The organism is Halomicronema sp. CCY15110 (assembly GCF_016888165.1).
Lineage (GTDB): Bacteria > Cyanobacteriota > Cyanobacteriia > Phormidesmidales > Phormidesmidaceae > Halomicronema.
In genome coordinates this window covers 1-26,940 of sequence record NZ_JACSWC010000435.1, presented here as the reverse complement: position 1 = coordinate 26,940, position 26,940 = coordinate 1, and the positions used below count along the sequence as shown (strand labels likewise).

The following is a 26,940-nucleotide window of genomic DNA, read 5'->3' as shown; positions in this document are numbered from 1 at the left end:
TGTGAATAATCCAGGCTAGTTGCGCAAAGCGGCCTGCACCTTGGCAACTTGTCGCGGCGCTTGGATGGCCTCAAAAATTTGCACGGCGGCGGCAAAGTGGGTTTGGGCGGCAATCTGATCGGGTTGGGCTTGGTGGGTCAGGCCCAGCTGCCAGTGGGCCTCCGCAAGGTCGCTCTGGGCACCCAGGTCTTCCAGCAATTCCAGCGCTAGAGCCAGGTTTTGAATGGCCGGACTAATGTTGCCCTGCTGTCGCAGTAGTTGGCCCCAGCCAATGAGGGCTTTGGCCTTGACCTGAATGTAGTGGCTCTCTTCGGCGAAGGCGATCGCGCGTTCGTATAATTTTGTCGCTCGCTCGCTATTGCCGAGAGTCGTGTAGGTTTGGGCCAGCAGTTGAATGAAGAAGGCAAAACGTCCGGTGTATTCGGGGCGGGAGGCATCAGCAATCTCTCGGTAGGCTTGCTCCGCCAGGGTTTCGGCCAATTCACGGAGGTGTGGCGTCTCACAGATGCTGGACAAATCAACGCGCTCATCATGCAGGCTATGGGAGGCCACTAGCGCCAGACACAACTGGCCTTTGTCAGCCCAGCTATGGTGCGCGGTACCTTGGGCAGTGGTGATCACGGTTTGAAAGAACTGCGCGGCCTCAGCCAGTTCCCACAGGTCGAGATGATAGAGGCCAAGGCTGAGCAGGGCATCGACTTCGAGCATCCGCCAGCAGTAGAGGCTGTGGGCGTCGGCGGGATTTTTTTCAGTGGTTTCGAGTCCCTGGCGGGCGATCGCTTGCGCCTGTTTTTGCATGGAAATCGCGGCATGAATTTTGCCGGTAATCCAATACACGTCGGCCAAAATATTGCGTAGTTCGCTGGAGTGTTGGTCGTCAGGCAGGTGCGGCAATAATGAAGGAATCGCCGCCAGCAGCGGTTGCAACAACCCCATGCGATACAGTGTGCTGCCCAGGGTAAGATGCTGTCCCCATTGATTGTGGCGACTTTTGAGCAACACATCGGCAGCGGCGGCATAATCAGCGATCGCCAGCGCATGATAATACGCCTCTAATGCTTGTATGGCTTCCCCGGTGGCGGTGATGGTTGCGACCTGGGCCGACCAGAACTGAATTGCTTGGCGATGGCTTTTTTGCCAATCGGGCCTCTGGCGCAAGCGTTCCAGGGCTTCGGCCTGAACGACGGGATGTAGCCAGTAATGTCCTCTGTGGCTTTCGAGCAGGGAGCGGTTGCGCAGGGAGGTGATCACCTGACGATGACGACTGGGGTCAACGTCCCACAGGAGGGCCAGCAAGCCATCGGTCGGGATTCGCGGCACATCCTGATAACGAAATGCCCCTAAGCGGCAGAACAGTTGGTATGCATCGGCATCCAAATCTTTGAGGCGATTGACCTGACTGGTGACCAGATTTTTTAAGTCCAGCGTCATGAGGGGATCGGTGCCCATTTCTTGCCAATAGGCGTTGCCATCGCCGTCAAAATCCCCCGCGATCGCCCCCCGCAAAATATTCATGGCCTTGGCATTGCCCCCGTAGGCTCGGTGCATGGCGGCCAACGGGGATGGACTCACCGTGATCGCCCCCTGGGCAAAAAACTGTTGCCACGTCTCCCGGCTGAGTCCGGGCAGGCGGTAATGGTGGACGGCAACGCCCGGTTCGCACAGGCGATCGCGGCTGGTCAGCAGGGTGACCGTTTGACCTTTGGGATCGCACAAGACCCGCATCAGGTCGCCGTAGCGTGAATACTGGGGCCAAAATCGCCCCTGGGCCTCCAACGCGGGTTCTAAATTATCGATAAGGAGGCCAACCCGCTGCTCTCGCAACTGTCGCTTGAGCCGATCCAAGGTGACGCCAAAGTCCTGCCCTGGCTCAATTTGAAAATCCTGCCGCAGCCACTCTTCCACGACTTGTTCAGTCGGGGTAATGTTCGTGGTTTCCTTCGCCATCAACAGTTCTAAGACCACATCAAAATCGTGATGTTCGAGATATTGCTGAGCCAATGTCGTTTTACCGATGCCCCCTTCCCCTTGCAGCACGATCGCCCGATGCCCCTGCGTAATGAGTTGATCCAGATGGGCGATCGCGGCCTCACGCCCCAGGAAACTCTGGGCTTCCATGATCACGGGAGGCTCGGGTAGCGGTGGGGTCAGCTTGACCTTGGCTTTTTGCAAATACCGTTCGAGCACGGCAAGGCTATTGCTTTTCGTCACCCGCTCATCCAGCGCTTGCGACAGCGCCTGCCACAGCTGCGACGCCACATCCTTGACATGGCCCTCGGTATAGCGCATCCGCTGGGCGATTTCGCCATAGGTCTGCCGTCGCCAGACTGCTCTCAAAATCTTGCGTTGGAGATCGTTCAGATGCTTGCCAGTGGTGCGAAACACTAGCGCATCTGCGAGTTCTAAAACCTTATCTGCGCTCATCTTTGGCATCCTGAGCTTTGGTCTAATCTAGCCGACGGGAGAGGGAAAGGCGTGTAAAGGTATTGGGTATGGGTATGGGTATGGGAGCAGACTACCCGCAACCTTCATCCCTAAACCTGCAACCTAGAACTCAAACTCCAGCCCCTCAGCCCTAAAGCCTGATCCCAACTTCACTGACCATAGCGAGAATTACTGACTACTGAGTGCGAATAAGCACAAGACAGACATTTTCCGACTTTGTGAGGGGCGATCGCAGGCTGCAACAGCCTGCGCCCGAGGGCCATTGGGATATGGATAATGAGGAGTTTCCAGCAGAATGTTTTCCCCGTTCCCCCATTCATCAAGGGGGGTAGGGTGGGCAAGATACCCGCGATCGCTACCCGCAATGCCAAATTGAGCCTCTCCCCAGTCGGTTCAACCAAGCGATTCTTAAACATGATTTATTTTCCTCCCGTAGGGAAAGTCTAACCACAGGAGTTGTTTATTGAAATTAACAGTTTCAGCTAAGATTTGTGGGATTTTCTCCGAAAGCGATCGCGATTTTCATACGATAAAAATATACGGTTGATCCATCAATTTTGAATATCTTTCGAAGAGAAGCTTCCTAATTAGGCTGAGGACTCAATTAGCCCTAAGGTTGCTTAAGGACTGACTGATGAAGCACTAGGAAGAACTGATCCCAGTTGAAATTGAGCCACGAAAAGCATTTATTGCTCATTTTGGAACGAGTGGTCTCCTAATGTGATTTTCGTTTCCGTCTGGTCAATCTCACCAACTGGGAAAGGGGATGTTGCTGGACTTCAGTTTTGGGTGACTACCTAAATCTAATTGATGGGCGTTTTGCAATTTGGCTAGACTCATCCCTTGGGAAGCGTCAGGCATTATAGACAGGAGTTAGCAAATGATTTCTACCACAGTTGAAAAAGCTCAAGATCTCGTATTGTGGCTTGATCAAATTCGGTTAGAAGATGTACCTATTGTCGGCGGTAAAAATGCCTCCTTGGGCGAAATGATTCAACAGTTAGTGCCGAAGGGCATTAATGTGCCGTCGGGGTTTGCGACCACCGCTTATGCTTATCGCCACTTTATTCAGTTCAATGAGCTCGATGCAAAGTTGCGATCGCTCTTTGCTGACCTGGATGTGACCCATGTGCCCAACTTGCAGGAACACGGCAGAATCGCGCGATCGCTCATTCTCCATGCACCCTTTCCCCCCGAATTAGAAGTCGCCATTCGCGACGCCTATCGGGAGATGTGCAACCGTTACGGTGCGGACACTGATGTGGCTGTCCGCTCTAGCGCTACAGCAGAAGATTTACCCGACGCCAGCTTTGCCGGACAGCAAGAAACCTACCTCAACGTCCACAGCGAATCAGAAGTCATTGAGTCCTGCAAAAAATGCTTTGCTTCGCTGTTTACCGATCGCGCCATTTCCTACCGCCAAGCTCGGGGCTTCGACCATTTCGAGGTGGCGCTTTCCGTGTGTGTGCAAAAGATGGTGCGGTCTGACCTGGCAACTTCCGGCGTCATGTTCTCGATCGATACTGAGACCGGCTTCAAAAATGTGGTGCTGGTGACGGCGGCCTACGGTTTGGGGGAAAACGTTGTGCAGGGCACCGTCAACCCGGATGAATATCGCGTCTTTAAGCCCACCCTCAAGACGGGCCATCAGCCGATTTTGAGCAAACGGATGGGCAGCAAAGCCCTCCGCATGGTCTACAACACCGGCGGCACCAAATTGGTGAAAAACATTCAAGTGCCCCGCTGGGAACGCCATCGCTACGCCATTTCTGACTTTGATGTGTTGCAACTCGCCCAGTGGGCCTGTGACATTGAAGACCACTACAGCCAGTTGCGCGGCGTTTATTCGCCGATGGATATTGAATGGGCGAAAGATGGTCAGTCGGGGGAACTGTTCATCGTGCAGGCGCGGCCTGAGACCGTGCAGTCCCAGCGGCAGGGCAACGTGCTGCGAACCTATCAGCTAGAGAAACCTGCTGATGCCGAGGTGTTGACGACGGGGCGCGCCGTTGGGGCTATGGTCGGCAGCGGTAATGCCTGCGTCATCTTGGACGTGGACGATATTGAGCAGTTTCAGCCGGGAGAAGTGCTGGTGACGGCCAAGACCGATCCCGACTGGGAGCCGATCATGAAGCAGGCAGCGGCGATCGTCACCGACCAGGGGGGCCGCACCTGTCACGCGGCAATCATTGCGCGGGAGTTGGGGATTCCGGCGATCGTGGGTTGCGGGGACGCCACGGCGGTGATTCATACGGAGCAGACCATCACCGTTTCCTGTGCCGAGGGTGAAGAAGGTCAAGTTTACGCAGGCGAATTGCCCTTTAGGGTGGAAGAGACCCCGCTGGATGATTGCCCCACGCCGCGCACCCAGATCATGATGAATGTCGGTAACCCGGAAATCGCCTTTAGCGTTTCGGCGTTACCCAACGCAGGTGTCGGCCTCGCGCGAATGGAGTTCATCATCGCGAACCACATCAAAGTGCATCCGATGGCGCTGATCAACTTTGAGGTGTTGACGGACAGTGCCGCTAAGCGCAAAATTGCTCGCCTAACGGAGCAATATGACGATAAGCCGCAATACTTTGTGGATAAACTCGCCCAAGGCATTGGCACGATCGCGGCGGCCTTTTATCCCAAGCCAGTGATCGTGCGACTGTCGGACTTCAAGAGCAACGAGTACGCTCACTTACTAGGCGGTGCGGCGTTTGAACCGGAGGAAGAAAACCCCATGATCGGCTGGCGAGGCGCTTCTCGCTATTACGACGATCGCTACCGCGAAGGCTTTGCCCTGGAATGTCAGGCCCTCAAGCGCGTCCGCAATGACATGGGGCTGACCAACGTGATTTTGATGATTCCCTTTTGCCGCACGCCGGATGAGGGTCGCCGCGTGATTGCGGAAATGGCCCAGCACGGTCTGGTGCAGGGGGAAAACGAGCTGCAAATCTACGTCATGTGTGAGCTGCCTAGTAACGTCATGATGGCCGAAGAGTTTGCCGAAGTCTTTGACGGCTTCTCCATCGGTTCGAATGACCTGACGCAGTTAACCCTGGGCCTCGATCGCGACTCTGCCCTTGTGGCTCATCTGTTTGACGAGCGCAATCACGCCGTGCAGCGCCTGGTCGCCAAAGCGATCGCCACCGCGAAAGCCAAGGGTCGCAAGATCGGCATCTGCGGTCAAGCGCCCAGCGACTACCCCGAGTTCGCCCGCTTCCTCGTCGAGCAGGGCATCGACTCCATGAGTCTGAATCCGGATGTGGTGGTGAAGACGACCCTCGCGATCGCAGAACTCGAACAGTCCCTGTAGTCAGCGACTTGAGTTAACGACCTACGCCTCGGAGTGGATAACTATTCACCCCGAGGCGATTCGATTTAAACGCCGGACGGCTAGAACACAAGCGCGTGAGATGCTACTTAAAGCGACCCAGTGAGGCCACACTGGCCGTCACAATGCCAACGCCCAAAAGCTGTACTGTAGCCAACGTTTCGCGAATGGCAACCCAGGCCAGCACCACCGTTAACGCTGGGTTGGCCGACCCCAGCATGGAGGCCAAGGTGGCCCCGATGTGTTTGATGCCCGAGTTGAAAAGCATGTGCCCAGCAAAAGTCACGATGCCAGAAATTAAGCTCCAGATCCAGATGGGCGTCCAGGCTAGGTCTTGGGGATGGGCAACGGGCCACACCACCAGACAGGCCGCAGAAAATAGCAGCGTCAGCGCAAAGCTAAGCCAGGTGTAGGTCAGGGGATTGAGATAGTCAAAACTTTTTTGGGCGTTGACGGTGTAACTGGCGTAGGCCACGCCGCTGGCGACCCCTAGTACCGCCCCGACCCAGTTACCGCCCCCGGACCATTGCTCTGCCGGAATCGTCAACGCACTGCCCACCATGATGCAGCCCATGATGCCCCACTGCATGGCGCTGGGTCGCTGCCCCAAAAAGCGCCACGACAACAGGGCGGTAAAGATCGGGAACGTGAAAAATAGCGTGAGGGCGATCGCGGTCGCAATGAGCCCAATCGAGACATACAGCAGCGCCAGGTAGGTAAACATCAGCAGTCCCCCCGCGATCGCGTGCCCCAACGCCCGCCGCTCACTCGGGTGTGCCAGCCTGCGGACCTCTTTCCAGATCGGGGGATGCAGCCGACTGGCGAGCAACCCCATCAACGGCACCGCTAGCACCATGCGCAACAGCAACAGCAGAAAAGAATTGTGCAACGTTGGCGTTAAAAAGCCCCCGGTAACGCCAATCCCGATGAGCGTTTGCTCGGCAAACAAAATCCGCACCACGACATTTTGAATGCAGAAGAATACTGATGACAGCAAAACTAAGATGAAACCGAGCACGCTAATTCCTGATTAAGTAACAGTAGGACGGAGGCCCTTACCTTGGTGATCGGGCAGTGACGACTCAGCCGCCAGTGCCTTCCCCAACCTCTAGCCCCAAAGGCTGGCGCGCCAGTCCAGCTTTGTATCATGACTGATTATTGCTATCGGCCCTAGCCCCAAAAGACAGATGACGATCGCGACTGTCATATCTATGCTCCTGACGACAATCTCTGAGATTTACACAGCCTTTCGATTGTCAACGCTACAGCAATATTTCAGCACCCTCGTCAGCCGCCCGGTGCAACAACGATGAAGATGCCAAGGCTCAGCCGCGATTGATGATCCATCACGAATTTTGAGAAAGGCTACAACAACCCGAGTAAAGGGGGTGGAGCGATCGCCTCATACAGTTTTATCTCGATCTTGGGCAACATCAACGGCCCCAGAATCTGACGGCAGCATTAAACGCGATTCAAGCCCTCTCAGCCTTTTTGGAAAGCCAAATTGGGGCCGGAGTGTCGATCCGCGATCGCCTCGAAGCTGAAGGTATCGTTACGACTGTCACTTGAATCGTTGGCTCAGACCATGCACGCGCAAACTTGTGTCGCCATCGGTCAAAAAGATGAGAATTTTCTATTGTCGTGATTTACACTTCTTAAATAACTTTGTTAAGTTATAAATATTCCGCCGGAGTTTTTTAATCTCATCTGTTGAATCCTATGCAACTCACTTCCAACGCTGCCAAGCTTTTCAGGCCCAATATCTCTGCCAACACCCTCTCTCAGGCAACCCTGGCAATTCTGAGAGTTACCCTGGGGGTGATGATGGTTCATAACGGCTTTGACAAACTAGCTGACATCGAAAGCTTTGCCCGGGCCTACGTCGAATATCTCGGCTTGCCCTTCCCCATCTTTTTGAGCTATGTCGCCGCCTACACCGAGGTGATCGCCGCTCCATTGGTCGCCATGGGTCTGTTCACCCGGTTTGCGTCCTTAGGTCTGTTTGGCACCATGTGTGTTGCGATGTATCACCACATTTCAGTGGCTGGTCTGAGCTTGCCTTATCTGGAACTCTCGGCCATTTACGCCGCTTCCTTCTTCTACTTCTTGGTCAATGGCGCAGGGTTGTACTCGTTCGACGCACTCATTGCCAACGCGCTTGACAGTGCATCTTTGACCCTCAAAGAGAAGCGGATTATGCGTCTGGAGAACTCATTTGAAGCTTCCGAAGCCGTTAAAGATGAGAATGCAGTCGTCTAGTTGATCGCCATCGCGGTCATAACGCAAGCAAAAAAACTTTTAAGGGAAGGAAGCTTTGGCTCTCCTTCCTTTTTTGTGGCTGCAATCAAGTTCTCTGCCGTGATGGCCTACCGCTGGGCGGCGTATTCTCTGTCTGATATTGAGGGCGCTGGGAGAGCCTGTTACCGATTATCAGCAATTCATTTCGACCAAATCTTGATAAACAAGAGCGATATCTGGCAACTTTTTGTGCCCCACCCCGTCATTTGTGTGTGAAAGTTTGCTGTCAGTGGGCTGAGGCCAGGCATTTGGGAAACGAACAATGCTGATTGGGCTCAGGATGCTGATCTGACCAGCCGCCTCTCCGGTTCACCACGGCCAGGCAAATCTTAAGTCATAATGAATTTACACTTCTTAACGAGTGATTGATTGTAAGGGCACTTTTGGCGTGCATTTTGGGCTGTGACATCATTGCAAGATTCCGACTTGGCGGCGACAGACGGTATGGAAATATCCTTTCCCAAAGGGGTAGAGAAATCTCCCAAAGGCTATGGAAAGTTGTTGATCGGCGTAGGCATTGGGGTGGCGATCGCCCTCATTGGCCCTCGCCTTTTGGCTGGTGGGTCGACGTCTACCGAAGAAGGACAACCCGCTGAATCCACCAGTCAGGTGAGTGCGCAAACGGTGACGGTGGCTCCGGTGCAGACGGGGCAGGTTAGCGCGCGCTTGACGGTTTCAGGGACGGTACAGCCAGCAGATTTACTAGCAGTGACTCCCCAAATCAGTGGGTTGCAGATCCGTGAGGTGTTGGTGAGAGAGGGCGATCGGGTGGCGGCGGGGCAACCGCTGATGATTCTGGACGACACCGAATTGCGAACCCAGATTCAGCAAGCGCAGGCGCAAATTGAGGTCGCCCAAGCCCAATTACAGCAGCAACAGGCAACCCTGTCACAGGCCCAAGCCCGGTTAGCTGAGGCAGACAGTAACCGCCAGCGTTATCAATCTCTAGCCAACCAGGGGGCCGTGAGTCGTGAAGAATTGGACAGTCGCGCTACTCAGGCTGTTACGGCTCGTGAAGATGTCGGGGTCGCGAGGGCGACTGTCGCCAGTGCCGAGGCCAATATCCGCAGCCAACAATCAGCGCTGGCAAGTCTGCAGACCCAACTTAGCCGCACCACTGTCGTCGCGCCTTTGGCGGGAATTGTCGCTGAGCGCCCGGCCAGTGTCGGTAATGTGTCTTCCACTAGCAACGCCGTGGTGTCGTTGATTCAAGGCAATCAATTGGAACTGCTAGCCGAAGTACCCCAAGCGCAGCTGTCGCAAGTGCAGGTGGGAGCCCCGGCGCGAGTCACTTCCAGTACGGATTCGGCGATTCAGGTAGAAGGTTCGGTGCAGGAGATTCAACCGCTAGTAGACCCGGAAACCCGGACTGCCAAAGTGTTGATTCGCCTGCCGGTGAGCGATCGCCTGCGTTCGGGCATGTTCCTCACCGCAGAAATTGAGTCAGGACAGCGTTCTGGCTTAACAATCCCGGCGCAAGCGCTACTGCCACAACCCGATGGCTCGGTGCGTGTTTACGTGTTGGGGCCAGAGCAAGCGGCGATCGCCCGCCCGGTCGAGATTGGCGCGCGCGTGCCTGGTAATGACGAAGCCGGCGATCGCGTCGAGATTCTCCAGGGTTTGGACTCTGGCGAACAGGTCATCGTCGCCGGGGCCAGTTACGTGCAAGCGGGTGATGTCGTCACCGTCGCGGAATAGGGGCGATCGGATTATCCGCCACATCCGTTCGGGGCGAGGCATTTTGTGCAAAGTGCTTGGCATCAATCCAAACCGTGGCAACCAGAATGCCTCGCCCCGACGAAACCCTGTAAGACCACCTACCAATCACCCAACCACCCTGCCACCCAACTACCCTCACCCCCCTCTATGTCTTTCAACGTTTCTGGCTGGTCTATCCGCCGTCCCATCCCCACTCTGGTACTGTTCCTGGTGCTCACCTTGGCAGGGCTGGTTTCGTTTGGGCGGTTGGGCGTTGACCTGAACCCCAATATCGACTTCCCGGCGGTGATTGTCACGGTGAACCAGACCGGAGCCGGCCCCGAAGAACTGGAGACCCAGGTCACTAAAAAGGTGGAAGACGCTGTGGCAGGACTGGGCAACATTGACGAATTGCGCTCTACAGTGACCGATGGCAGTTCGCAAACGGTGATTAGCTTTGACCTGGGCGTTGATACCGATCGCGCGACTAATGATGTGCGGGATGCGATCGCCCGCATTCGTTCTGACCTCCCCGCTGCCGCTCAAGATCCTGTCGTGCGACGACTCGACTTTGAAGGGGGGCCAATTCTGACCTATGCGGTGACCTCCGATCAGCGATCGGTGGAAGAATTGAGCGACTTAGTGGATCAGGACATCAGCCGTAGCTTGCTCTCGGTATCGGGCGTCGCCCAAGTTGATCGCATTGGCGGTGTCGATCCGGAAATTCGGGTGGATCTCGACCCCAAACAACTCGACGCGCTAGGCATCACCGCCACGCAAGTCAACGACCAGATTCGGGCGCTTAACGTTAACCTGCCCAGCGGTCGCGCCACCCTGGGTCAGCAAGAACAGGGACTCCGCACCCTGGGCAGTGCCCCGACTGTGGAAGCTCTCGCCAACTATCAGATTCAGTTGCCCAACGGCACTGCCGTCCCCCTCAACAGTCTGGGCACTGTAGACCAGGGCTATGCCGAGATCCGCCAGGCCGCCTACCTGGACAATCAGGGTGTAGTGTCGTTCTCCGTCCTGCGCAGCACTGGTAGCGTGCTCGTCTCCGTTGAAGAAGGGGTCACTGCTCGAATTGCGGAACTGGCAGCAACGCTGCCGGAAGACATCGAGTTTCGGCTCATCTTCACCCGCGCTACGGAAATTCGGGATTCCTATCGCGCCTCGATCGATGCCTTGGTGATCGGCTGTATTTTGGCCGTGGTGGTAGTCGGCGTCTTTTTGCGCGATTGGCGCGCCACCCTGATTACGGCCACCGCCCTGCCCCTCTCCATCATTCCGACCTTTATCGTGATCGACTGGCTGGGCTACACCCTCAACAGCATGTCGCTGCTGGGCCTCACCTTAGCCGTGGGCAACTTGGTGGATGACGCGATCGTCGAAATCGAAAACGTCGAGCGCCACATTCACATGGGTAAACCGCCCTTCAAAGCTTCTCTAGACTCCACTTCCGAAGTGGGGCTCGCAGTGGTGACAACCACCGCCACTATCGTCGCGGTCTTCATTCCGGTTGCCTTCATGGGCGGCATTCCCGGTCAGTTCTTCAAGCCCTTTGGCGTCACAGTGGCCACTGCGACCATGTTCTCCACGTTGGTGGCTCGGCTAATAATCCCCATGCTGGCCGCTTACCTGCTTAAGGCAAAACCCGCGATCGCCCAACCCGCTCTCAGCGGCAACGGCAACGGCAATGGAATCCTCAATGGTAACGGTAACGGCAAGGTCCCTTTGAATGGCTACGGCCAGCCGGTCCGGCGCTTTCGGCCTTATCAAACCTTGCTGAATGCGGGATTACGTCATCGGTTACTGACAATCGCTCTGGCCGTCATGTTTTTCATCGGTAGCCTGATGCTGGTGCCCTACATTCCTACCAGTCTGTTTGAATCCGGCGATACGGGGCTTTCCACCATTAATGTAGAACTGCCCCCCGGCTCCACCCTGCAAAATACGCATCAGGTGACGGAACGGGTGACCACCGCCCTTTTAGAACACGAAGCTGTTGCCACGGTGTTGTCTTCCGAAGGTACCGAGGGCATCAATACAGCGGCCATGTTTGTCAATCTGAAGCCCGACAACGAACGAACGGCGACCCAGGATGAGTTTGAGCAAGCGGCGCGCCAAATTTTTCAAACCATTCCCGGGGCTCGCATCAGCTTCGAAAGTCAGGGGGCGGGGGGCGCAGGCAAAGACCTGACCATTATTCTCAAGGGCGACAATCCGACGACGCTGCTGGAATCTTCGAACGCCCTCACTCGGCAAATGCGAGAAATTCCTGGCTTGGTGGAAGTGACCTCCAGTGCCAGTTTGGTGAAGCCGGAAATCTTGATCACTCCCGATCCACTGCGGGCAGCCGATTTGGGCGTGTCCGTGCAGGCGATCGCGACCACCGCTTTCCTCGCCACGCTAGGCGATACAGAATCGAACCTGGCGGAATTTACGCTGGGCGATCGGCAAATCCCCATCCGGGTGCAACTCGACCCTGCCGAGCGCGACCAACTCGATACCCTGCGCCAGCTCAAAGTCCCTGGTCAGAACGGCAATCTGGTGCCGCTGGTCGCTGTTGCCGACATCGCCTTCGGCAGCGGCCCTGCCCAAATCGACCGCTTCGATCGCGCCCGTCAGGTGACTATCGGCGGCAACCTCCAGGGCCTCACCCTCGGCCAGGGGGTCGCCTTGGTAGACGAGCTGCCAGCCTTGCAAACCCTGCCGGCTGATGTGCAGCAGCAGCCTGCGGGAGATGCTGAAATCATGGTCGAAATCTTCAGTCGCTTTTTGCTGGCGTTGGGGACGGCGGTGTTGATGATTTATGCGGTACTGGTGCTGCTCTACAACAACTTCCTCTATCCCTTTGCGGTCATGGCGGCGCTGCCCCTATCAATTGGTGGCGCACTCATGGGCTTGCTCATCACCCAAAAGCCTCTGGGCCTCTTTGCCCTCATCGGGATTGTGCTGCTGATGGGACTGGTGACTAAAAACGCCATTCTGCTGGTAGATTACGCCCTCATGGCCAAACAGCACGGCAAGTCTCGCCGTCAAGCGGTGATGGAAGCGGGCACCACTCGCCTCCGTCCTATCCTGATGACCTCAATTTCGACCATGGCGGGGATGGTGTTCATCGCCCTGGAAATCGGGGCCGCCGGAGAAACTCGCAGTCCGATGGCGATCGCGGTGATCGGCGGCTTCAGCACCTCAACGCTGCTAACACTGGTGGTGGTGCCGGTGTTCTTTACCTATCTTGATCAGTTTCAGGGGGCGATCGCGAATCTCTTCCGTCGCCTCAAAGATCCCGACGACTCCGCTCCGCTTCACAAAGCGTTAGAACCTGACAAAACTCTGACTGGGAAATAGCCGTATAATGAAGCTTCGCAAGTTTTGAGTGTTCAATGTTGAGTTTTGAATGCAGACTCGTGTTCTTAACTTAAAATCAAAAACCCAACACTCTTAACTTCCTCGCGGGTGTAGTTCAGTGGTAGAACGTCAGCTTCCCAAGCTGAATGTCGACGGTTCGAGTCCGTTCACCCGCTTCTCAAGAAAACCCCTGAAGATCATTGGTTTCAGGGGTTTTCGCTATTCAGACTAAGAGATCCTTAAATGTGGTCTGACCGATTTTTGGGTGTAGTTTGGGGATGATTAGGCAATTTTGGGTGTAATTTGGGTGTAAAGCGGGTGTAAGCGTGTGCCATATTTAAGTACATGCGATCTGATGAAAACTATGCACTCCAGCTCTTCAACCAAAGCATCCAAAGGTTCCGTTAAAGTCATCAACTCCAACAATCGGTTGCAACTCCGATTTCGCTATGCCGGAAAGCGCCACTACTTGAGCATGGGCCTGCCCGATACCACGATCAATCGCAAGGCCGCAGAAGCGAAAGCTCGCCAGATTGAGTTGGATATCGTTTCGGGCAATTTCGATGAGACCCTGGACAAATACAAGCCGCAATCGGCTCTCAGCACTGCCGAGAAGATTACACCCGAAATTACACCCGAGGTTTCTCTCAAAGAATTGTGGGAGGCATTTCTGGAGTTTAAGCGCCCCCAATGCAGCGAGAACACCATGAAATATACCTATGGGGTCTACACAGGCTACCTGGAGAAGCTGCCAACCCATAGCTTGAAGGAAGCCTCCCAAATTCGGGATCACGTTTTACAAACAGTCCCCCTGAACTCAGCCAAGCGATTCATCACCCGACTCAGTGCCTGCTGCAAATTCGCGATGAAGTCTGGCCTTGCCGACCAAAATCCTTTCGACGGCATGGCGGCAGAAATCAAACTGCCCAAGGCGTCAGGAGAAGAGGGCTTTACAGAAATCGATCCGTTCTCGATAGAAGAGCGAGACGCAATTCTCCAAGCCCTACGAAGCAATCAGTTTTGTTCGCCAAAATCAGCGCACAAGCACAGCTACTATGCCCCACTGATTGAATTCCTCTTTGCGACTGGGTGTAGGCCATCTGAGGCGGTCGTTTTACAGTGGAAACACGTCACTGAGGATTTCAGCCAGATTTTGTTTGAGCAGGCTTTGATCAATACCGATGGAGGTAGGAAAATCCGCAAAGGGTTAAAAACCCAAGAAAGACGGCGATTTCCCTGCAACGCAAAACTTCAAGAGCTTCTGAAATCCATCAAACCCGAGGAGGCATCTTCGGATGCCTGGGTGTTCCCCTCCCCCAAGAAAGAACCTATCGATCTCAACAACTTTAGAAATCGCACTTGGAAGAAAGTGCTGAAGGGGCTCGGGATTGAATACCGCAAGATTTATCAGACACGCCATACCTTCATTACCCATGCGCTAGAAACGGGCAAACTCGATGCGAAGGATGTTGCTCGTCTAGTCGGCAACTCTCCGGAGGTCATCTATCAACACTATGCCGGGAACAAGCGTGAACTGGTTGTTCCAGAGTTCTGATATATCAGTATCTTGCCAAGAATCATCAATCCCAAGCTCTTACTCAGGGCTTGGGATATTTTGTATAAGCAACCAAATGGCATTCACTTGGATTATTTTGTTCCATGAGACCTCTTACCTTGCTGATAGGATTCATATTCCTAGAATCCTAAGCTAATTGTCGTCGCAGTTTCTAAAAGCCCTTTTCTGAATGGATTCTGAAGACTTTAGATATTATTGGGTATGTGATTTTTGGCGGATTTAAGCACCAGTATAATAGTGAAATAGTCACATTTTTAATACCAACAATGACTTACTACGTTCCAGGCACCGTGCTCGATGTACTAGAGCTTTTTCAGGATTCAAGGATTTCTCAAGGCAATCCAAAATTGATCGGGAACTTGAAGACCACGCTGAGAAAGTATGTCCTTCCAGGATATGGATTCTCGCCAAGTGAACTAAAAAAAGAGGAGGATTTGCTTTCGGCGCTGAAGGAACTCCCGATCCGCGACTTCAAGAATCCCGAGACTCACCTGCTATCTATCGCCGCTGCCAATCAACTCAGCGACGGTACCCTGGCAAACTACAAGTCAGCCCTCAATCGATTTATCTGCTGGGCTCAAGACCAGGCTTGGTATCATGACGCCTTTGGCACATACGACGGAAAGCTAACGCCCCGCATGTGGGCGGGGTACAACCTGGGCAGAGAACGAAAAGGCAAGCGGCGGCAATTCTCTGCCAACCCATACGGGCTTAAGGAAGAAGAATTTAGCCCCGCACTTAAGCGCCAGGTCGATCAATTTCATCGCTTTGTGACAGCCCCCGAAATTCCTAAGCGAAAGGATTCGCCGCTACGGCAGACCACCTTTACAACTTATTGGCACGCAATTCGCCTCTTTTTCGGATGGATGCATCGCTTTCAGGATGTTCCCTTGGAAGAACTCAAGCTGGAAATGATGGCCGATCGCGAGTGGCTGGATGAATTCATTGCTTGGGGCATCAATGATCGCGGTAATGGGTACGGCTGGGCAACGCTTAAGGGGGCTGCGGCCTTAAATGTTGCCAAGTGGCAGCACTATCGCCGATCTAAGCAGGCGAAATACCGTGACATTGAGGAGATCGAAGAGATTCGGGCGCTGCTCCTCGAAATTGCCCACAAACGGGAAAAAGAACCCAAACGCACCGCCTCCAAGGAGATGCTGGAAGAGAAATTGCTCACCTTTGAGCAATGCGTCGAAGTGACCAAATATCTCCGCAAATGCTGTGCGCCTCAACGGACGCGATTGGAGCGGACAGGGGGCAAACGCAGCGTCGCTGGGCACCGACGACCCGACCGGGCCATTATGCAAAGCTGGCAACGGTATCTGCTCATCGCTATTTTGACCTACTGCCCCATCCGTCAACGCGAACTTCGCGAATTAGAAGTGGGGCGAACTTTGTTTCGGGAAGAGGATGGCTATGTGGTGCGGCTGCAACCTGACGATCACAAAACGGGTAGCAAAACTGGAAAGGATCGTGAATTTGCCCTCCCATCTAACCTCACCGCCGACTTAGATGAATGGCTCAACGTCTGGCGACCCAAGATTCCCACCGAGCATCAGCGAGTCTTTATTCGTCTAGCGCCTCAGAAGCCGAATGATGTAGGCAAACCCTACGAGGGCACTAAATTAAGTGAGGTCGTCTCCAGGGCCATGTATTCGGCAACGGGCGTTCTCTACAGAGAACCGAAGCGCACTTCAGCCCATGATTTCCGGCGCATTGCGATCACCTGGCAACGGAAGTATGGGAATCGCGATCACGATGAGGCTCTGGCCGAAATGATGGGGCACTCCGTCCGAGAAGCGGATCGCACCTACAGTCAGCTCACCAGCCGCGAAAGAACTGAGAAGGCGAAGAATTGGTGGAAAGTAGCCGATTAATTTGAACCAAGTCTGACTCTGTGAAAATCAGCCCAAAGCTGGAGCATCGAATGAGTACCTGCTCCTAGCTTTGGGCTAATTGCTGTGTTGATATTTGTCGAAAACAAATCATCAATCTCAAGAATCCCCCTCAGCACTCCCCTGTGCAACATCGCCAAGATAGCGCTGAACAAAGGTCTGGGCAGCATCAGGGTTAAGTGTGCGCAGAGCATTGGTGATTTCCACCAGAGTTTCAGCCGATGGGTCTCGCAATTCATGTACCCAGCGGTAGACGGTGCCGCGTTCTGTGCCTAGCGTGGTCGCGAGACCGTTTTGGCTAATCCCGTACTCTTCTAGCACCTGTTTTAAGACTTTCCCAGCTTTTCCCATGCCTCTAATCGTGTCAGAGGTTTTTGATGCGGTAAATGTGTGCCGGATGGCATACATTGAATTACACTGAGGATGTAAGCCTACTGGCATACGTCGAGGTCGTGAATGTCTGTCAAGTGTTTCGTGGAATCTGAGAATATGGCTGGGAAAATTGATATTACTGCGGCCTCTGCTCAGGGACCGCAAGAAAATGGGCGCGATAGGGTGCGCATCATGGTGATGGGGTCACCAGAGGGCGTTGAAAATATTGTGAAATCTCTCCACATCCTCCGGTTTGCTGAGATGAAGGAGTGGTCAAATCCTTTGCCAACGGGGCGCGCTGGCGAGGTGATGCGGATTTTGACCAAAATTGTCTTGCAGGCAGATATTCGCTAATGGTTGCAGACCAAGCAAAGGTTCCCGGTGATACTTAAAGGTAATCCTTGGGAAAATCCAACCTGCTTGGACAGCAGTTCTGCTTCTTGTTCACAGGTATAGAAAGCCCTTAAATCTCACCCAAGTAGACTTGCGAGTATCGCGAGTTTAGATTGCCAGCTCTCACTATATTTCAGAGTCAGCACATGGTATCCGGCGCTATATTTCAAGTTGTCGCGGTCTATCTGGTCTTGCTCCTGTCGTTCAGGGTGATCATGTACTGAACCATCGCAGAAAATGGCAATTTTTTTCTCGATATACACAAAGTCAGGTTTGCAGTTTGCCGCCTCGACCAATAACTGGGCTGAGTCAGGTAACTGAATTCCCCGTTGAAATATCTCGTCTAAGACTTGTCGCTCAAGCTCAGAATTGGGATCGGTTTGAGAACGGAGTAACTGATAGTGATCAAGCCGCGAATCCGTGTCGATAGAGGATGTGCAGACTTGGCTTGTAATGAGTTTTTCTAACCAAGATTTGATGAGGTACCGATTCAAAAGGGGATGATCAAACTGGTTGCGGTAAGAAAGCAAGCACTCATAGCAGGCTTGAGAGCAGTTTTCTTTTTCATGATTAAAGTGACAGATGTCTAGCGCCTCGGTTGCCAGTCGTTGGAATGATTCAGGATTTTCCAGAATCTGCGAGATCACTCCAGCACCCCCTTCAGATGCTTCCCAGAACAGCATGTGCTTTCCCTGACCAAGCCTTTCTGAGGCTAATTCATCGTCTTCCAACTTATAAACGGCCTGAATTGCTCGCTGTAAGGCATATTGGAAGCTAGCAAGGAATGCTTCTCCATCGTTAGTCGGCACCTGAGTTGGTTCAACCAGAAGCACATTACAAGTGTCATCTACTAGCAAATGAACCTCTGTATGAAGGGATTCCGGCATAGATGCCTCTTTATCTTGTATGTTTTCCCCCCATCGACCACTGGCTAAATCAAGTTTGAAGCCTTTTTCCTGACTGCGGGTTAATCCCCGGTTAATACGCCAAATTTTAGCTGTTTCACCAAAGGTCAAATCCATCAGCTTAGTGCCATCATCCGCGTGGACTCTTGCTTGCTGCTTGCGTCCGTTGCTGTAACGGAAATGGGTGGTGATGTTGTAACCATATTTCAGACGCTCTTCTTCATCGCAAGTGATACGTTCGCGGCGGCGGGTCAGCATAGTTTCCATTGTGAGTAGTCGGCTGACCTTGGCCGGGTTCCCCTGGCTATCTGGTCCCAATCGAGAGCCACAGTTCTCACACAACTCACGAAGAGAATTGTCGCCGTCATGGAAATAGCCACAAGTCGGACATAACGCGACTCGTTGATAAGCTGCATCGATTCCCCCGACAGGGATTCGAGTTTTAGCAATCTGAAACTTGTTACCTTCGTAGTAAAGAATGTTGCCTGGAGCAAATTCCCGAATCGCAACCACCCTTGGACGAGCAATAAACTCTCCTTCTTCTCCTGATTGCACATAAGTCCGCACCGGCAGCCGAGGAAAGTTGTATCCCGGCAGGAATCCTTCTGCCGCAAAATAACGATAGGGATAGAACTCAAATTGGGTCTGGCTGCTGCCTTTCTTTACCCGACCCACAAGCAGATCAACCTGGCGTCTTGCCTCTTTTTCAAGGGCTTCAGCATTGTTTCTATCTTCCTGAGTAACATTACCTTTAGCGGAGCGGTCAATAACTTGTCGTGCAGTGTTAAGCTGGGTAACCGCATCAATATAAAGATTTCGCCAGCGGTTACAGGCCCGATCAAAACTGTTCAAGGCTGTATCAAGGGTGTATCGCAACCAGTCTTCGCTGTACCAAGAAGCTTGAGTTAAATCTTCTTGGCAAACCCAATCAGACAGAATTGATTTTACTGCCTGGAAACAACTGTCTAAGCCAGCGGAGGTGAGGGTGAGCTGATTCCTGACCGTTTCTTTAAGAGGATAACTATCTAAGTCCAAATCAAGGACTTGATTCATGGAGTTCTCCAGAAAGAGGTCAGTGTGAGCCAACCAGATGGAGTGAACGTGAGATCGAATCAAGTCTTGGTTACCCAATTCCAATTTTGGCGGCACGACCACCCCAGCAACCATTTGGTCCTGTCGCTTGAAGAAATACTGATCATGACCACTGCCTATGGAAGCGTAAGTAATCACGATCGCAGCTTGCCCACTGCGTCCGGCCCGACCGCTGCGCTGGGCATAATTGGCCGGGCTTGGCGGTACATTTCGCATGTGAACCACATTCAGATCAGCAATATCGATGCCCAATTCCATAGTGGGCGAACAAAATAGGGTAGCTAGTTTGCCATCCCTGAACTTTGCTTCCCGCTCTTGTCGCTTTTCATTTCTGACCTGGCCTGTATGCTCTCTCCCCTCAAAAGTATGGATACCGGAACTGCTGCGTTCATAAAAGTCTTGGAAAAACTGGTTGACCCTAATTTGAGAATCTTCACTACCTTGTAACCGCCTTGAAGTCATCGGGTCTGGTGAAATATGAGTTGCTTTACAGGCGATCCACTGGAGAGAATCTACTCTGAGCTGAATCCGGTTCTCTTCCTGGAGAAAGTAACCTGCATCGGCGAGGGCAGTTACGAGGGCATGGATGAGTCGGCTGTAGTCATCTTCAGAAATTGGCTGGTTGAGCCAGGGCCAGGCTCGCTCAGACCGCAAGAATCGACCAATTTTGCTGCGGGCTGTAAGCTTGACTTGAACCTTGCGAGTCCCGTTTGGGGTTGTTGTCGCCCAACGGGCTTCATGGAGTCGCTCGAAGGCGTCAAAACACCAAGGATCAGCGATCGCTTGATTAACCTCTCTCAGTAATTGGTCAATATTTGCTGGTTGCAGGAGAACGGCATCTAGAACCAAATCTTTTCGGAGTTGATTCAGCAACGCTTTCACCACATCACACCGTTGCTGAGGAGTGGCTTGCCGCAATAGGGGATGAGGATGGCGCTCCCAAAGCTGTTCTGAAGCACACACTTCGTCGATGCCCTCGTATTGAATCGCCAGTAGACCACATTGCTCTAGATTCGGCTGAACGAATCGCCATCCTTTTCTTAAATCCTCATAGAGACGATATTCAACCAGCTTTTGAAAAGCTCGTTCATTGCGTCGCTTGCCCGGCCCTTCAATATCTGAAGCCTGCCGGGCGTAAACCTCTTGAGGGAGATTCATTTGCTGGATAACACACTTCACTAAGTCAGTATGAGTTAATCTTTTCTGTTTGGTTAAGGCTCCATTGAGGGAGGCTCGCAGTAGGCTAGTTTGCACAAAATCATTGAAGTGACCGGCCTGGAGGGAGGCATCCTGACGGTTATCGGTGAAGCTTAAGACCTTTTGGGCAGTTGGTTTCACCGCATCACTGCTTTTTAGCCGGTTGACAGTAGAGAGACAAAGCAGTGTCGTGGCTGTACTGCGTCCTTCACTACTGAGGCGAGACAACTTGGTAAATTCACTTTTACGACGGTCGTGGACCACTCCACAGTGAAGACATACGGTAAAGGGTTTGGGTGAGAACCAGAATTCTGTCCCGCTTAATAGGGAAGTCGTGATTTTGCCGTCAGGCAATACTCTTAGACGTTGAGGAATGAATGGTGCATATTCCTTCTTTGGAACTCGACCATCCCGCTTAGTTTCCTTAAACCAAGTATCCGGTAGTCGATCTGCTTCACTTTCATTCCACAGACCGGGTTCATTCAGAGTCAAATAGCCTTCCTGAATATCAGCATTATCAGGGTTGAAGGTGAGTTGGGTAGGCAAAAGAGGCTGAATCTGGTCTTGCTCTCGGTTGAAATAGACCAGATAATAGTCCTGGCCACATTCTCGGCAAAATACCAGGGGATATAACAGCCGTTTTTCGGTAGTAGCGTATTGCCCCTCTAAAGTCAGTTCCCGCTTGTTCGCAGGCTCTGCCGTGGAGTAGACACTTCCCCCCTGGGAAATAAACTGGTGCAACCTAAATGCTAATCCTCCAGTTTTGCTGCCCCACAAGAACATCCGACGGAGCATATCCTGGCAAGTATCTAGGGATACCTGGGTGATTTCTGAGAGCTGACTAGCTCCCTGAGATAAAGAAATAGGCGTGCGGCGTACCAGGTGACCTTCTTCATCTTCCAGGCCAAACGCCATCTCTATCCAGGCCGCCAGAGGATGCCCCTGAAATGCTTCCTTGACTAGGGTTTGGGTTTCTTCATGAGGGAGACTGCTCAAAAGAGCATCCCTTAGTACCTCGGCAATAGGAATTGGGCCTGGAATCGAGCGTTCCAGGGTTTCATCGATAACGTTATATGCTTTCACCTCAATCCCGAAAAGTTTGCTGGCAACCTTAGCAACGGTTTGGCGACGGTCATCGCGGGTGCCCTCCGTAGACATGGTGGCGCTAGTGCCGATACACAGCAAATTCTGACCGCAGCGTTGGCGGAGTTTACGCACCAAGATGGCGACATCGGCCCCCTGTCTACCCCGGTAGGTATGCAACTCATCTAGGACTAAAAACTTCAGATCTTGGGAGCCTACTAACTTCTCTTCATGGGTACGGCTGAGCATTAGCTCCAGCATCACGTAGTTAGTCAGGATAATCTGAGGAGGATTTTGCTGGATGCTGGTCTTTTGGGCCAGGTTTTCTTGGCCGGTGTACTGCTCTACCCGAATATGGGTGCCCCCCACTTCTCCAAGAAACTTATCGAACTCCTGCTTTTGGGAGTTAATCAGGGCATTCATGGGATAAACCAGAATGGCTCTCACTCCTTGAATCTGGGGGTTTCGCAGGATGTCGTCAATGATGGGTACAACATAGGTCATGCTCTTCCCCGACCCTGTACCGGTGGTGAGGACGTAGGGTTCCTGTCGGTGGGCGACACGAAAAGCCTGCTCCTGGTGATAGCGGAAGGGGTACTTACTGACGTAGTCGGGGAAATACCGGGCACAGTCAGGATGCAGCAGTCCTTCTGCTATTAGAGGGTGGATATAGGCCCCCGGCTTGTAAGAGGGGTTGAGCTGTACCAGGGAATCTGGCCAGAGTTCTCCTTTGTCGAGTTCGTTTTGAACAAACGCTTCAACCTTTGGATCTCGGATCTTTAGAAAGCTTTCGATGTAGGTGCGGTAGTCCTCAATCACTTCATCTCGCAGATTGAAGATATCCAGGGTCTTGGAGGGTTCATCCTCATCTGCAAAGGTGGGAGCCGATTGGACTGTCACCCGACCCAGGCGTAGGTCTATGGCTCCAACGATTTGTTCAGCCAGGGAGTCTGACAGAGTGTCTGCATCAATGACTTCGGAAAGCTCGATAATGTCCCAATCGGTGGGGATTTCCGACAACAGTAAAGCTAGTTTGTCATCGGCAACAACTTCCACGTCAGAACAGTCAACCCAGGCATTGCCGACGGCCATCAGTCGGCTAATGGAGGCGATTGACTCATCGCTTTGCTGAAGGAGTTCTTGTAGTTTGATTGGCAGCTTCATTGCAATACCTATCTTTGCCAGGAGGGAGCAGTCAGGGAATTGAGCAGAGTAGATGGATTTGAGCGGGAACCAATGACTGTGAGGGCTCGCATGGCTCGGGAGCAGCCGACGAAAAATAAGCGCCTCTGTTCATCTATGGCAACGGGAACTTCTTCATCAGGAAGGTTGGGATCTAGCTTGGGGAGTCGTCCTTCTTGTAGCCCAACAACAGCGACAAATGGGAACTCTAGCCCCTTGGCCGAGTGCAAGGTCAGGACTTTGACGCAGTTCGCATTAAGATCAAGCTTGTTGCCGTGGAAGAACTGGGTTTCCAACCCGAGATTGGATAAGGCTTGAGCCATGTTCTCACCCATCTGATTACTCGGACAGAGCACCGCCCCACCATGGAGGGGAATACGGTGATGTCTCGCTGCCTTAATCAGAAAGTCATGAATGAGTTTGGCAGTTTGATCTAAGCTATCTGTCAACCGCACAGTCGGGATGTTTCCCTGATGTGGCGAAGGTTCCTGCACCAGGCATTCCACATCGCCTGCCTCGGTATTCTGGAGAATAGCGGTGCAGGCCGTAATAATTTGCTCGGTGTTGCGGTAGTTTCGCTTGAGTAGCAGCGTTCGGCCTGTTACTCGCAAGTCCTGATGAATTTGCTTCCAGCTAAAGCCCCGCTGGTAAAGGGACTGAGAAGCATCAGCCGTTAGGTAAACGCCGTCCAGGGAGGGGAGCAAGGCCAAGAGAAACCGTAGAGATACAGGAGATAAATCTTGGGCCTCGTCAATAACAACAGCCTGGTAAGGCTTTTCCTCCAGTTTGAGAACGAGGTCAAGAGCCTGCGATCGCATTTGAGCAAAGGTAATAAACCCAGCTTTGGCCATGAGCTGACGCCAGCACTGGTAAGTGGCCCACACTGCTTCACGAACTGATGCTTGAAGGGGAATTCCTCGGCCCCGCCGCGCATGGGCTAAATATGCCTCAAGAGTGTCAATTCCCCAGCCTTCAATAACCGTGTCAAATTCCTGAAGTAAGTAAGTCGGCCCCAGCCGTTCCAGGGCTTGCTGCCGTGCCCGACGAGCAAAGAGATTTTGACCAGGCATCGTTGCGGTTTGGAGGGCTTCTTGTAGCATGGCCTCGCTTTGGCGGTCTTTAGCCAATTTAGGTTTGCCATAGGTGGTGACATACTGCCGATACACCAATCCATCGACAGTACTCACTTTGACCCCAGCTTTTTCAGGGGATTGTTCTAAAAGTTGAGCCAAAAGCTGCTCAGAATAAGCCACTAGGGCTTTGGTATAGGTGGTAAACAGAATCGACTTATATCCCCGGCTCAGGAGGGTTTCCACCCGATAAAGGGCCAGGGTAGATTTTCCGGTACCGGGACCACCTTTCACCAATACGGGGCCTTGTTTGCCAAACTCCCGCAGGTTTTCTTGTTCTGGATCGAGCTTGAGCAGAAAAGCACTCAGGTTACCTTCTACAAAGCGATCTAAATCCTCAGGTTGTTGAAGAATGTACTCCCGCTGAGCCGAGATTTCTTCGATAGGACGGGGATACAGGTTATCGACAATGCGGCTCATCAAATGCTCGGGGATGGGCAATTCTAGAATCTCTTCGGAGTTGTCGACCTTGAGAATGTCTGGCCAGTAGTCCGTTGGGATTTGCCACTGTTCCAAGAGTGCTGCTGTCAGCTCAATGGGCAGAGCTGTCGTAATTTGAGTGGTTTCAGCCGGGTTCTCTTGTTGAACTGTAGTGGCGATGCTGTGGTCTACAGGTGGAGCGACAGAGGAGGCTTCAAGCGGCTGGGGCGTCAGGACACCCTCGTTAGGCGGTGGGGTTGGAGCGTCGAACTCGGGAATTTCAGTTTCGTAGGTGCGCTCGTCACGCTTGCGGATGCTGAGGAGCTTAACCCAGCCCTGGCCGAAACTGTAGAACAGGCGATAGTCACCCAGCCGGACCCGATACACGTTATTGGTGTAGCCCTTGAGCTTTTTGGCATCCCCTTGAGCTGAGATCGGGTCTGCCTCAAGCACTTTGACGACTTTGCTGACTTTCTTCTGAATTGCCTGAGGCAGGTTCAGGAGTTCATTTAAGAAAGTGTTAGCTACGGAAATGGCCCAAGCAGTCACGGCAGTACAAGTTTCAGGGACTAGACGGATATTGAGCTGGCTACATGAAGCTCAGCAACATTATTCCGCTATAAGTAATTTTGCCCAATCGACTTGGGTAACCTTCAATAGGTTGAGATGAATTCAAGATTTCGTTTCAATCTGGTTCAGCTAGATCGCTTCACTCAGTCACAGAAGTTGATGTGTTGGCGAGTTCAAGTCTGTAAGCCAAGACTGAAATATTTAGCTTGATGGATAGGACGAACCATCAGATCTACACGAACTGAAACAGCATTTAGACACCTGGTGCATAAGGAGAGCAATCATGAGCGAAATCAAAAGTGAGAAAATTCTGGTCAAGGATATTTTCAGTAATTTGTGGTTTCGCATTCCAGAGTATCAACGACCTTATGTATGGGGCTATGAGGAAATCCATGATCTGCTTGATGACTTGACATTTGCTATGCAGAGCAAGCCCGAGTCCGAGTACTTTCTAGGTTCTTTTGTCTTCCAGGCTAAAGCCGCCAATCCTAAAGCTGGACAGGAGTTTGATGAGAACGACTTGCTCGATGGCCAGCAGAGAATGACCACACTTCTCATGTTGCTGGCTGTAATTCGCGATTTGTCGGAAGATGAAGAAGCTAGAGAAGATTGCCAGAGATGTATCTACCAAAAAGCAAGTAAGTTCAAGAAAATTCCAGAAAGAACTCGGTTGGTTTTTAGCATTAGAGAAAAAGTAGAAGACTTTCTAGATAAGTTCATCAAGCCCTATGGTGGAACCAATCTTGTAGACGCACTGGAGAGCTTTGGGAAATCAGCGACAGATATTTCTGCTCGAAATCTTGCTTTTGCCGTATTGGAAATCCGCAAGTTTTTTGAGAAGCAAAATGTAGATCCTGAAGAGCTACTAGGCTTTCTCTTGAATAACGTCTTACTAATTTTTGTTGCGACAGAAGATCTGGAAGACGCTTTCCGCCTGTTTACTATTCTCAACAATCGGGGGGTGCCACTCCGCAACAGTGACATCTTGAAGTCTGTAAATCTGGGGGCTCTAGAGCTAGAGAGCGACAAGAGAAAATATGCAGAGTTTTGGGAAAGGGCCGAAGGTGAACTTGGAGATGACTTTGACCGATTCCTGAACTATATTCGAACCATCTTGGTGAAGGACAAGGCAAGGTTGAATTTGCTTCAGGAGTTTGAAGACAAAATTTATCAACCTAAAGAGAAAAACAAATCAACGGGTGAGTTGAAGCAGCCATTACTCAAGAAGGGTAAAGAAACCTTCTTGATGCTGGAAAGATATTTGGACCACTATGGAAAACTATTTTCTGGCAGTAACTATGATTTTACGAATAGCTTCAAATTTGACAATCTAATCCAGGTTATGTTGACAGGTTTGCAATCTACAGACTGGATCCCTCCTCTTTTGAGATACCACGATAAATTTGGTGGTGACCAGATTTATCGTTTTCTGGTTGCTCTTGACAATAAAGCTTCAGCAGATTGGATCTGTCAATATAGTCCCACAGATCGAATTGAAGCTATGAATAATATCACTCGCATAATTGATCAAGCAGTCACTTTGGATGAGCTTTTTGAATCGGACTGCTTTGATATGGATAGTGACTCCTTTAAGCGGGTGATCCAAGAAGATATCTATGGACGCAGATTTGTGCGATATGTATTGCTTAAATTGGATTTTGTCTATACAAACCATGCTCACAAGATGAATTTCTCCACTTTATCGATTGAGCACATTTTGCCTCAGAACCCTAGTGAAGAGAGCCAGTGGGTAAAAGACTTCACTCCAGAGCAACGTGAGAAGATGACTCACAAACTCGGAAATCTAGTTTTGATTACTCGACGGAAGAATTCTGCCCAGGGGAGACGGGACTATCAAGATAAGAAGGTACGTTATTTTGAGAAAAATATTGATACCTGCCCTAACTCTCTGCGAGTACTTAACCATTACTCGACTACCCCTGTTAAGGTGACCAAATGTACTAAATAGTCGGGCTAAACCTGGGTTTTCAGAGCTCAACAGTTAGCTTAA

The 26,940-nt window shown here is 52.1% G+C and carries 14 protein-coding genes and 1 tRNA gene; 9 read left to right on the top strand and 6 right to left on the bottom strand.

Going from position 1 to position 26,940, the window contains the following annotated elements; genetic code table 11:
- Nucleotides 1–15: 15 nt before the first annotated feature.
- Nucleotides 16–2,424 carry an NB-ARC domain-containing protein gene (locus JUK32_RS25790; protein WP_204141752.1) on the bottom strand — a complete coding sequence of 803 codons (2,409 nt, stop codon included), beginning with the start codon at nt 2,422–2,424 and terminating at the stop codon, nt 16–18.
- Nucleotides 2,425–2,594: 170 nt separating this feature from the next.
- Nucleotides 2,595–2,861 (bottom strand): hypothetical protein, encoded by a 267-nt coding sequence (locus tag JUK32_RS25785; protein WP_204141751.1) that lies wholly within the window; start codon nt 2,859–2,861, stop codon nt 2,595–2,597.
- Nucleotides 2,862–3,325: 464 nt separating this feature from the next.
- Here JUK32_RS25785 and ppsA point away from each other — a divergent pair, with 464 nt between their 5' ends.
- Nucleotides 3,326–5,749, top strand: coding sequence for a phosphoenolpyruvate synthase (gene ppsA, locus JUK32_RS25780; protein WP_204141750.1), 2,424 nt, complete (start codon nt 3,326–3,328; stop codon nt 5,747–5,749).
- A 103-nt stretch (nt 5,750–5,852) separates the two neighbouring features.
- Here the strand turns inward: ppsA and JUK32_RS28530 are convergent, their stop codons facing one another.
- Entirely contained in the window at nt 5,853–6,785 is a 933-nt protein-coding gene (locus JUK32_RS28530; protein WP_204141749.1) for a DMT family transporter, read from the bottom strand.
- 701 nt (nt 6,786–7,486) lie between these two features.
- Between JUK32_RS28530 and JUK32_RS25770 the strand changes: the two genes are divergently transcribed.
- The 6 genes from JUK32_RS25770 (at nt 7,487) to JUK32_RS25745 (ending at nt 16,567) form a co-directional block, all read left to right on the top strand.
- On the top strand, nt 7,487–8,026 hold the full coding sequence (locus tag JUK32_RS25770) for a DoxX family protein (protein ID WP_204141748.1): 540 nt from the start codon (nt 7,487–7,489) through the stop codon (nt 8,024–8,026).
- A 441-nt stretch (nt 8,027–8,467) separates the two neighbouring features.
- Nucleotides 8,468–9,763 carry an efflux RND transporter periplasmic adaptor subunit gene (locus JUK32_RS25765; RefSeq protein ID WP_309224639.1) on the top strand — a complete coding sequence of 432 codons (1,296 nt, stop codon included), beginning with the start codon at nt 8,468–8,470 and terminating at the stop codon, nt 9,761–9,763.
- Between the two features lie 168 nt (nt 9,764–9,931).
- Nucleotides 9,932–13,114, top strand: a complete 3,183-nt coding sequence (locus JUK32_RS25760; protein WP_204141747.1) for an efflux RND transporter permease subunit — start codon at nt 9,932–9,934, stop codon at nt 13,112–13,114.
- Nucleotides 13,115–13,218: 104 nt separating this feature from the next.
- A tRNA-Gly gene (locus JUK32_RS25755) sits at nt 13,219–13,290 on the top strand.
- Nucleotides 13,291–13,469: 179 nt separating this feature from the next.
- Nucleotides 13,470–14,669, top strand: a complete 1,200-nt coding sequence (locus tag JUK32_RS25750; RefSeq protein WP_239113097.1) for a site-specific integrase — start codon at nt 13,470–13,472, stop codon at nt 14,667–14,669.
- A 455-nt stretch (nt 14,670–15,124) separates the two neighbouring features.
- A complete protein-coding gene (locus JUK32_RS25745; RefSeq protein ID WP_204141746.1) occupies nt 15,125–16,567 on the top strand; it encodes a site-specific integrase in 1,443 nt (480 codons plus the stop codon).
- 117 nt (nt 16,568–16,684) lie between these two features.
- Here JUK32_RS25745 and JUK32_RS25740 read toward each other — a convergent pair whose 3' ends face one another.
- Nucleotides 16,685–16,993: a helix-turn-helix transcriptional regulator gene (locus JUK32_RS25740; RefSeq protein ID WP_309224638.1), complete on the bottom strand. Its 309-nt coding sequence runs from the start codon at nt 16,991–16,993 to the stop codon at nt 16,685–16,687.
- A gap of 81 nt (nt 16,994–17,074) precedes the next feature.
- Between JUK32_RS25740 and JUK32_RS25735 the strand changes: the two genes are divergently transcribed.
- The gene (locus tag JUK32_RS25735; RefSeq protein WP_204141745.1) at nt 17,075–17,311 is read left to right on the top strand and encodes a hypothetical protein; all 237 of its coding nucleotides are present in this window, start codon (nt 17,075–17,077) and stop codon (nt 17,309–17,311) included.
- A gap of 116 nt (nt 17,312–17,427) precedes the next feature.
- Here the strand turns inward: JUK32_RS25735 and JUK32_RS25730 are convergent, their stop codons facing one another.
- Together JUK32_RS25730 and JUK32_RS25725 are read right to left on the bottom strand one after the other, a co-directional pair.
- A complete protein-coding gene (locus JUK32_RS25730) occupies nt 17,428–22,791 on the bottom strand; it encodes a DEAD/DEAH box helicase (protein WP_239113096.1) in 5,364 nt (1,787 codons plus the stop codon).
- Between the two features lie 8 nt (nt 22,792–22,799).
- The gene (locus JUK32_RS25725) at nt 22,800–24,908 is read right to left on the bottom strand and encodes a 3'-5' exonuclease (RefSeq protein ID WP_204141744.1); all 2,109 of its coding nucleotides are present in this window, start codon (nt 24,906–24,908) and stop codon (nt 22,800–22,802) included.
- Between the two features lie 304 nt (nt 24,909–25,212).
- Here JUK32_RS25725 and JUK32_RS25720 point away from each other — a divergent pair, with 304 nt between their 5' ends.
- Nucleotides 25,213–26,898 (top strand): DUF262 domain-containing protein, encoded by a 1,686-nt coding sequence (locus tag JUK32_RS25720; RefSeq protein WP_204141743.1) that lies wholly within the window; start codon nt 25,213–25,215, stop codon nt 26,896–26,898.
- Nucleotides 26,899–26,940: the final 42 nt, after the last annotated feature.

What these genes read in the sequence shown, in the direction of transcription:
- JUK32_RS25790 (WP_204141752.1), bottom strand. Translation starts at nt 2,424, where the DNA reads ATGAGCGCAGATAAGGTTTTAGAACTCGCAGATGCGCTAGTGTTTCGC.
- JUK32_RS25785 (WP_204141751.1), bottom strand. Translation starts at nt 2,861, where the DNA reads ATGTTTAAGAATCGCTTGGTTGAACCGACTGGGGAGAGGCTCAATTTG.
- ppsA (WP_204141750.1), top strand. Translation starts at nt 3,326, where the DNA reads ATGATTTCTACCACAGTTGAAAAAGCTCAAGATCTCGTATTGTGGCTT.
- JUK32_RS25770 (WP_204141748.1), top strand. Translation starts at nt 7,487, where the DNA reads ATGCAACTCACTTCCAACGCTGCCAAGCTTTTCAGGCCCAATATCTCT.
- JUK32_RS25760 (WP_204141747.1), top strand. Translation starts at nt 9,932, where the DNA reads ATGTCTTTCAACGTTTCTGGCTGGTCTATCCGCCGTCCCATCCCCACT.
- JUK32_RS25750 (WP_239113097.1), top strand. Translation starts at nt 13,470, where the DNA reads ATGAAAACTATGCACTCCAGCTCTTCAACCAAAGCATCCAAAGGTTCC.
- JUK32_RS25740 (WP_309224638.1), bottom strand. Translation starts at nt 16,993, where the DNA reads ATGTATGCCATCCGGCACACATTTACCGCATCAAAAACCTCTGACACG.
- JUK32_RS25735 (WP_204141745.1), top strand. Translation starts at nt 17,075, where the DNA reads ATGGCTGGGAAAATTGATATTACTGCGGCCTCTGCTCAGGGACCGCAA.
- JUK32_RS25730 (WP_239113096.1), bottom strand. Translation starts at nt 22,791, where the DNA reads ATGAAGCTGCCAATCAAACTACAAGAACTCCTTCAGCAAAGCGATGAG.
- JUK32_RS25720 (WP_204141743.1), top strand. Translation starts at nt 25,213, where the DNA reads ATGAGCGAAATCAAAAGTGAGAAAATTCTGGTCAAGGATATTTTCAGT.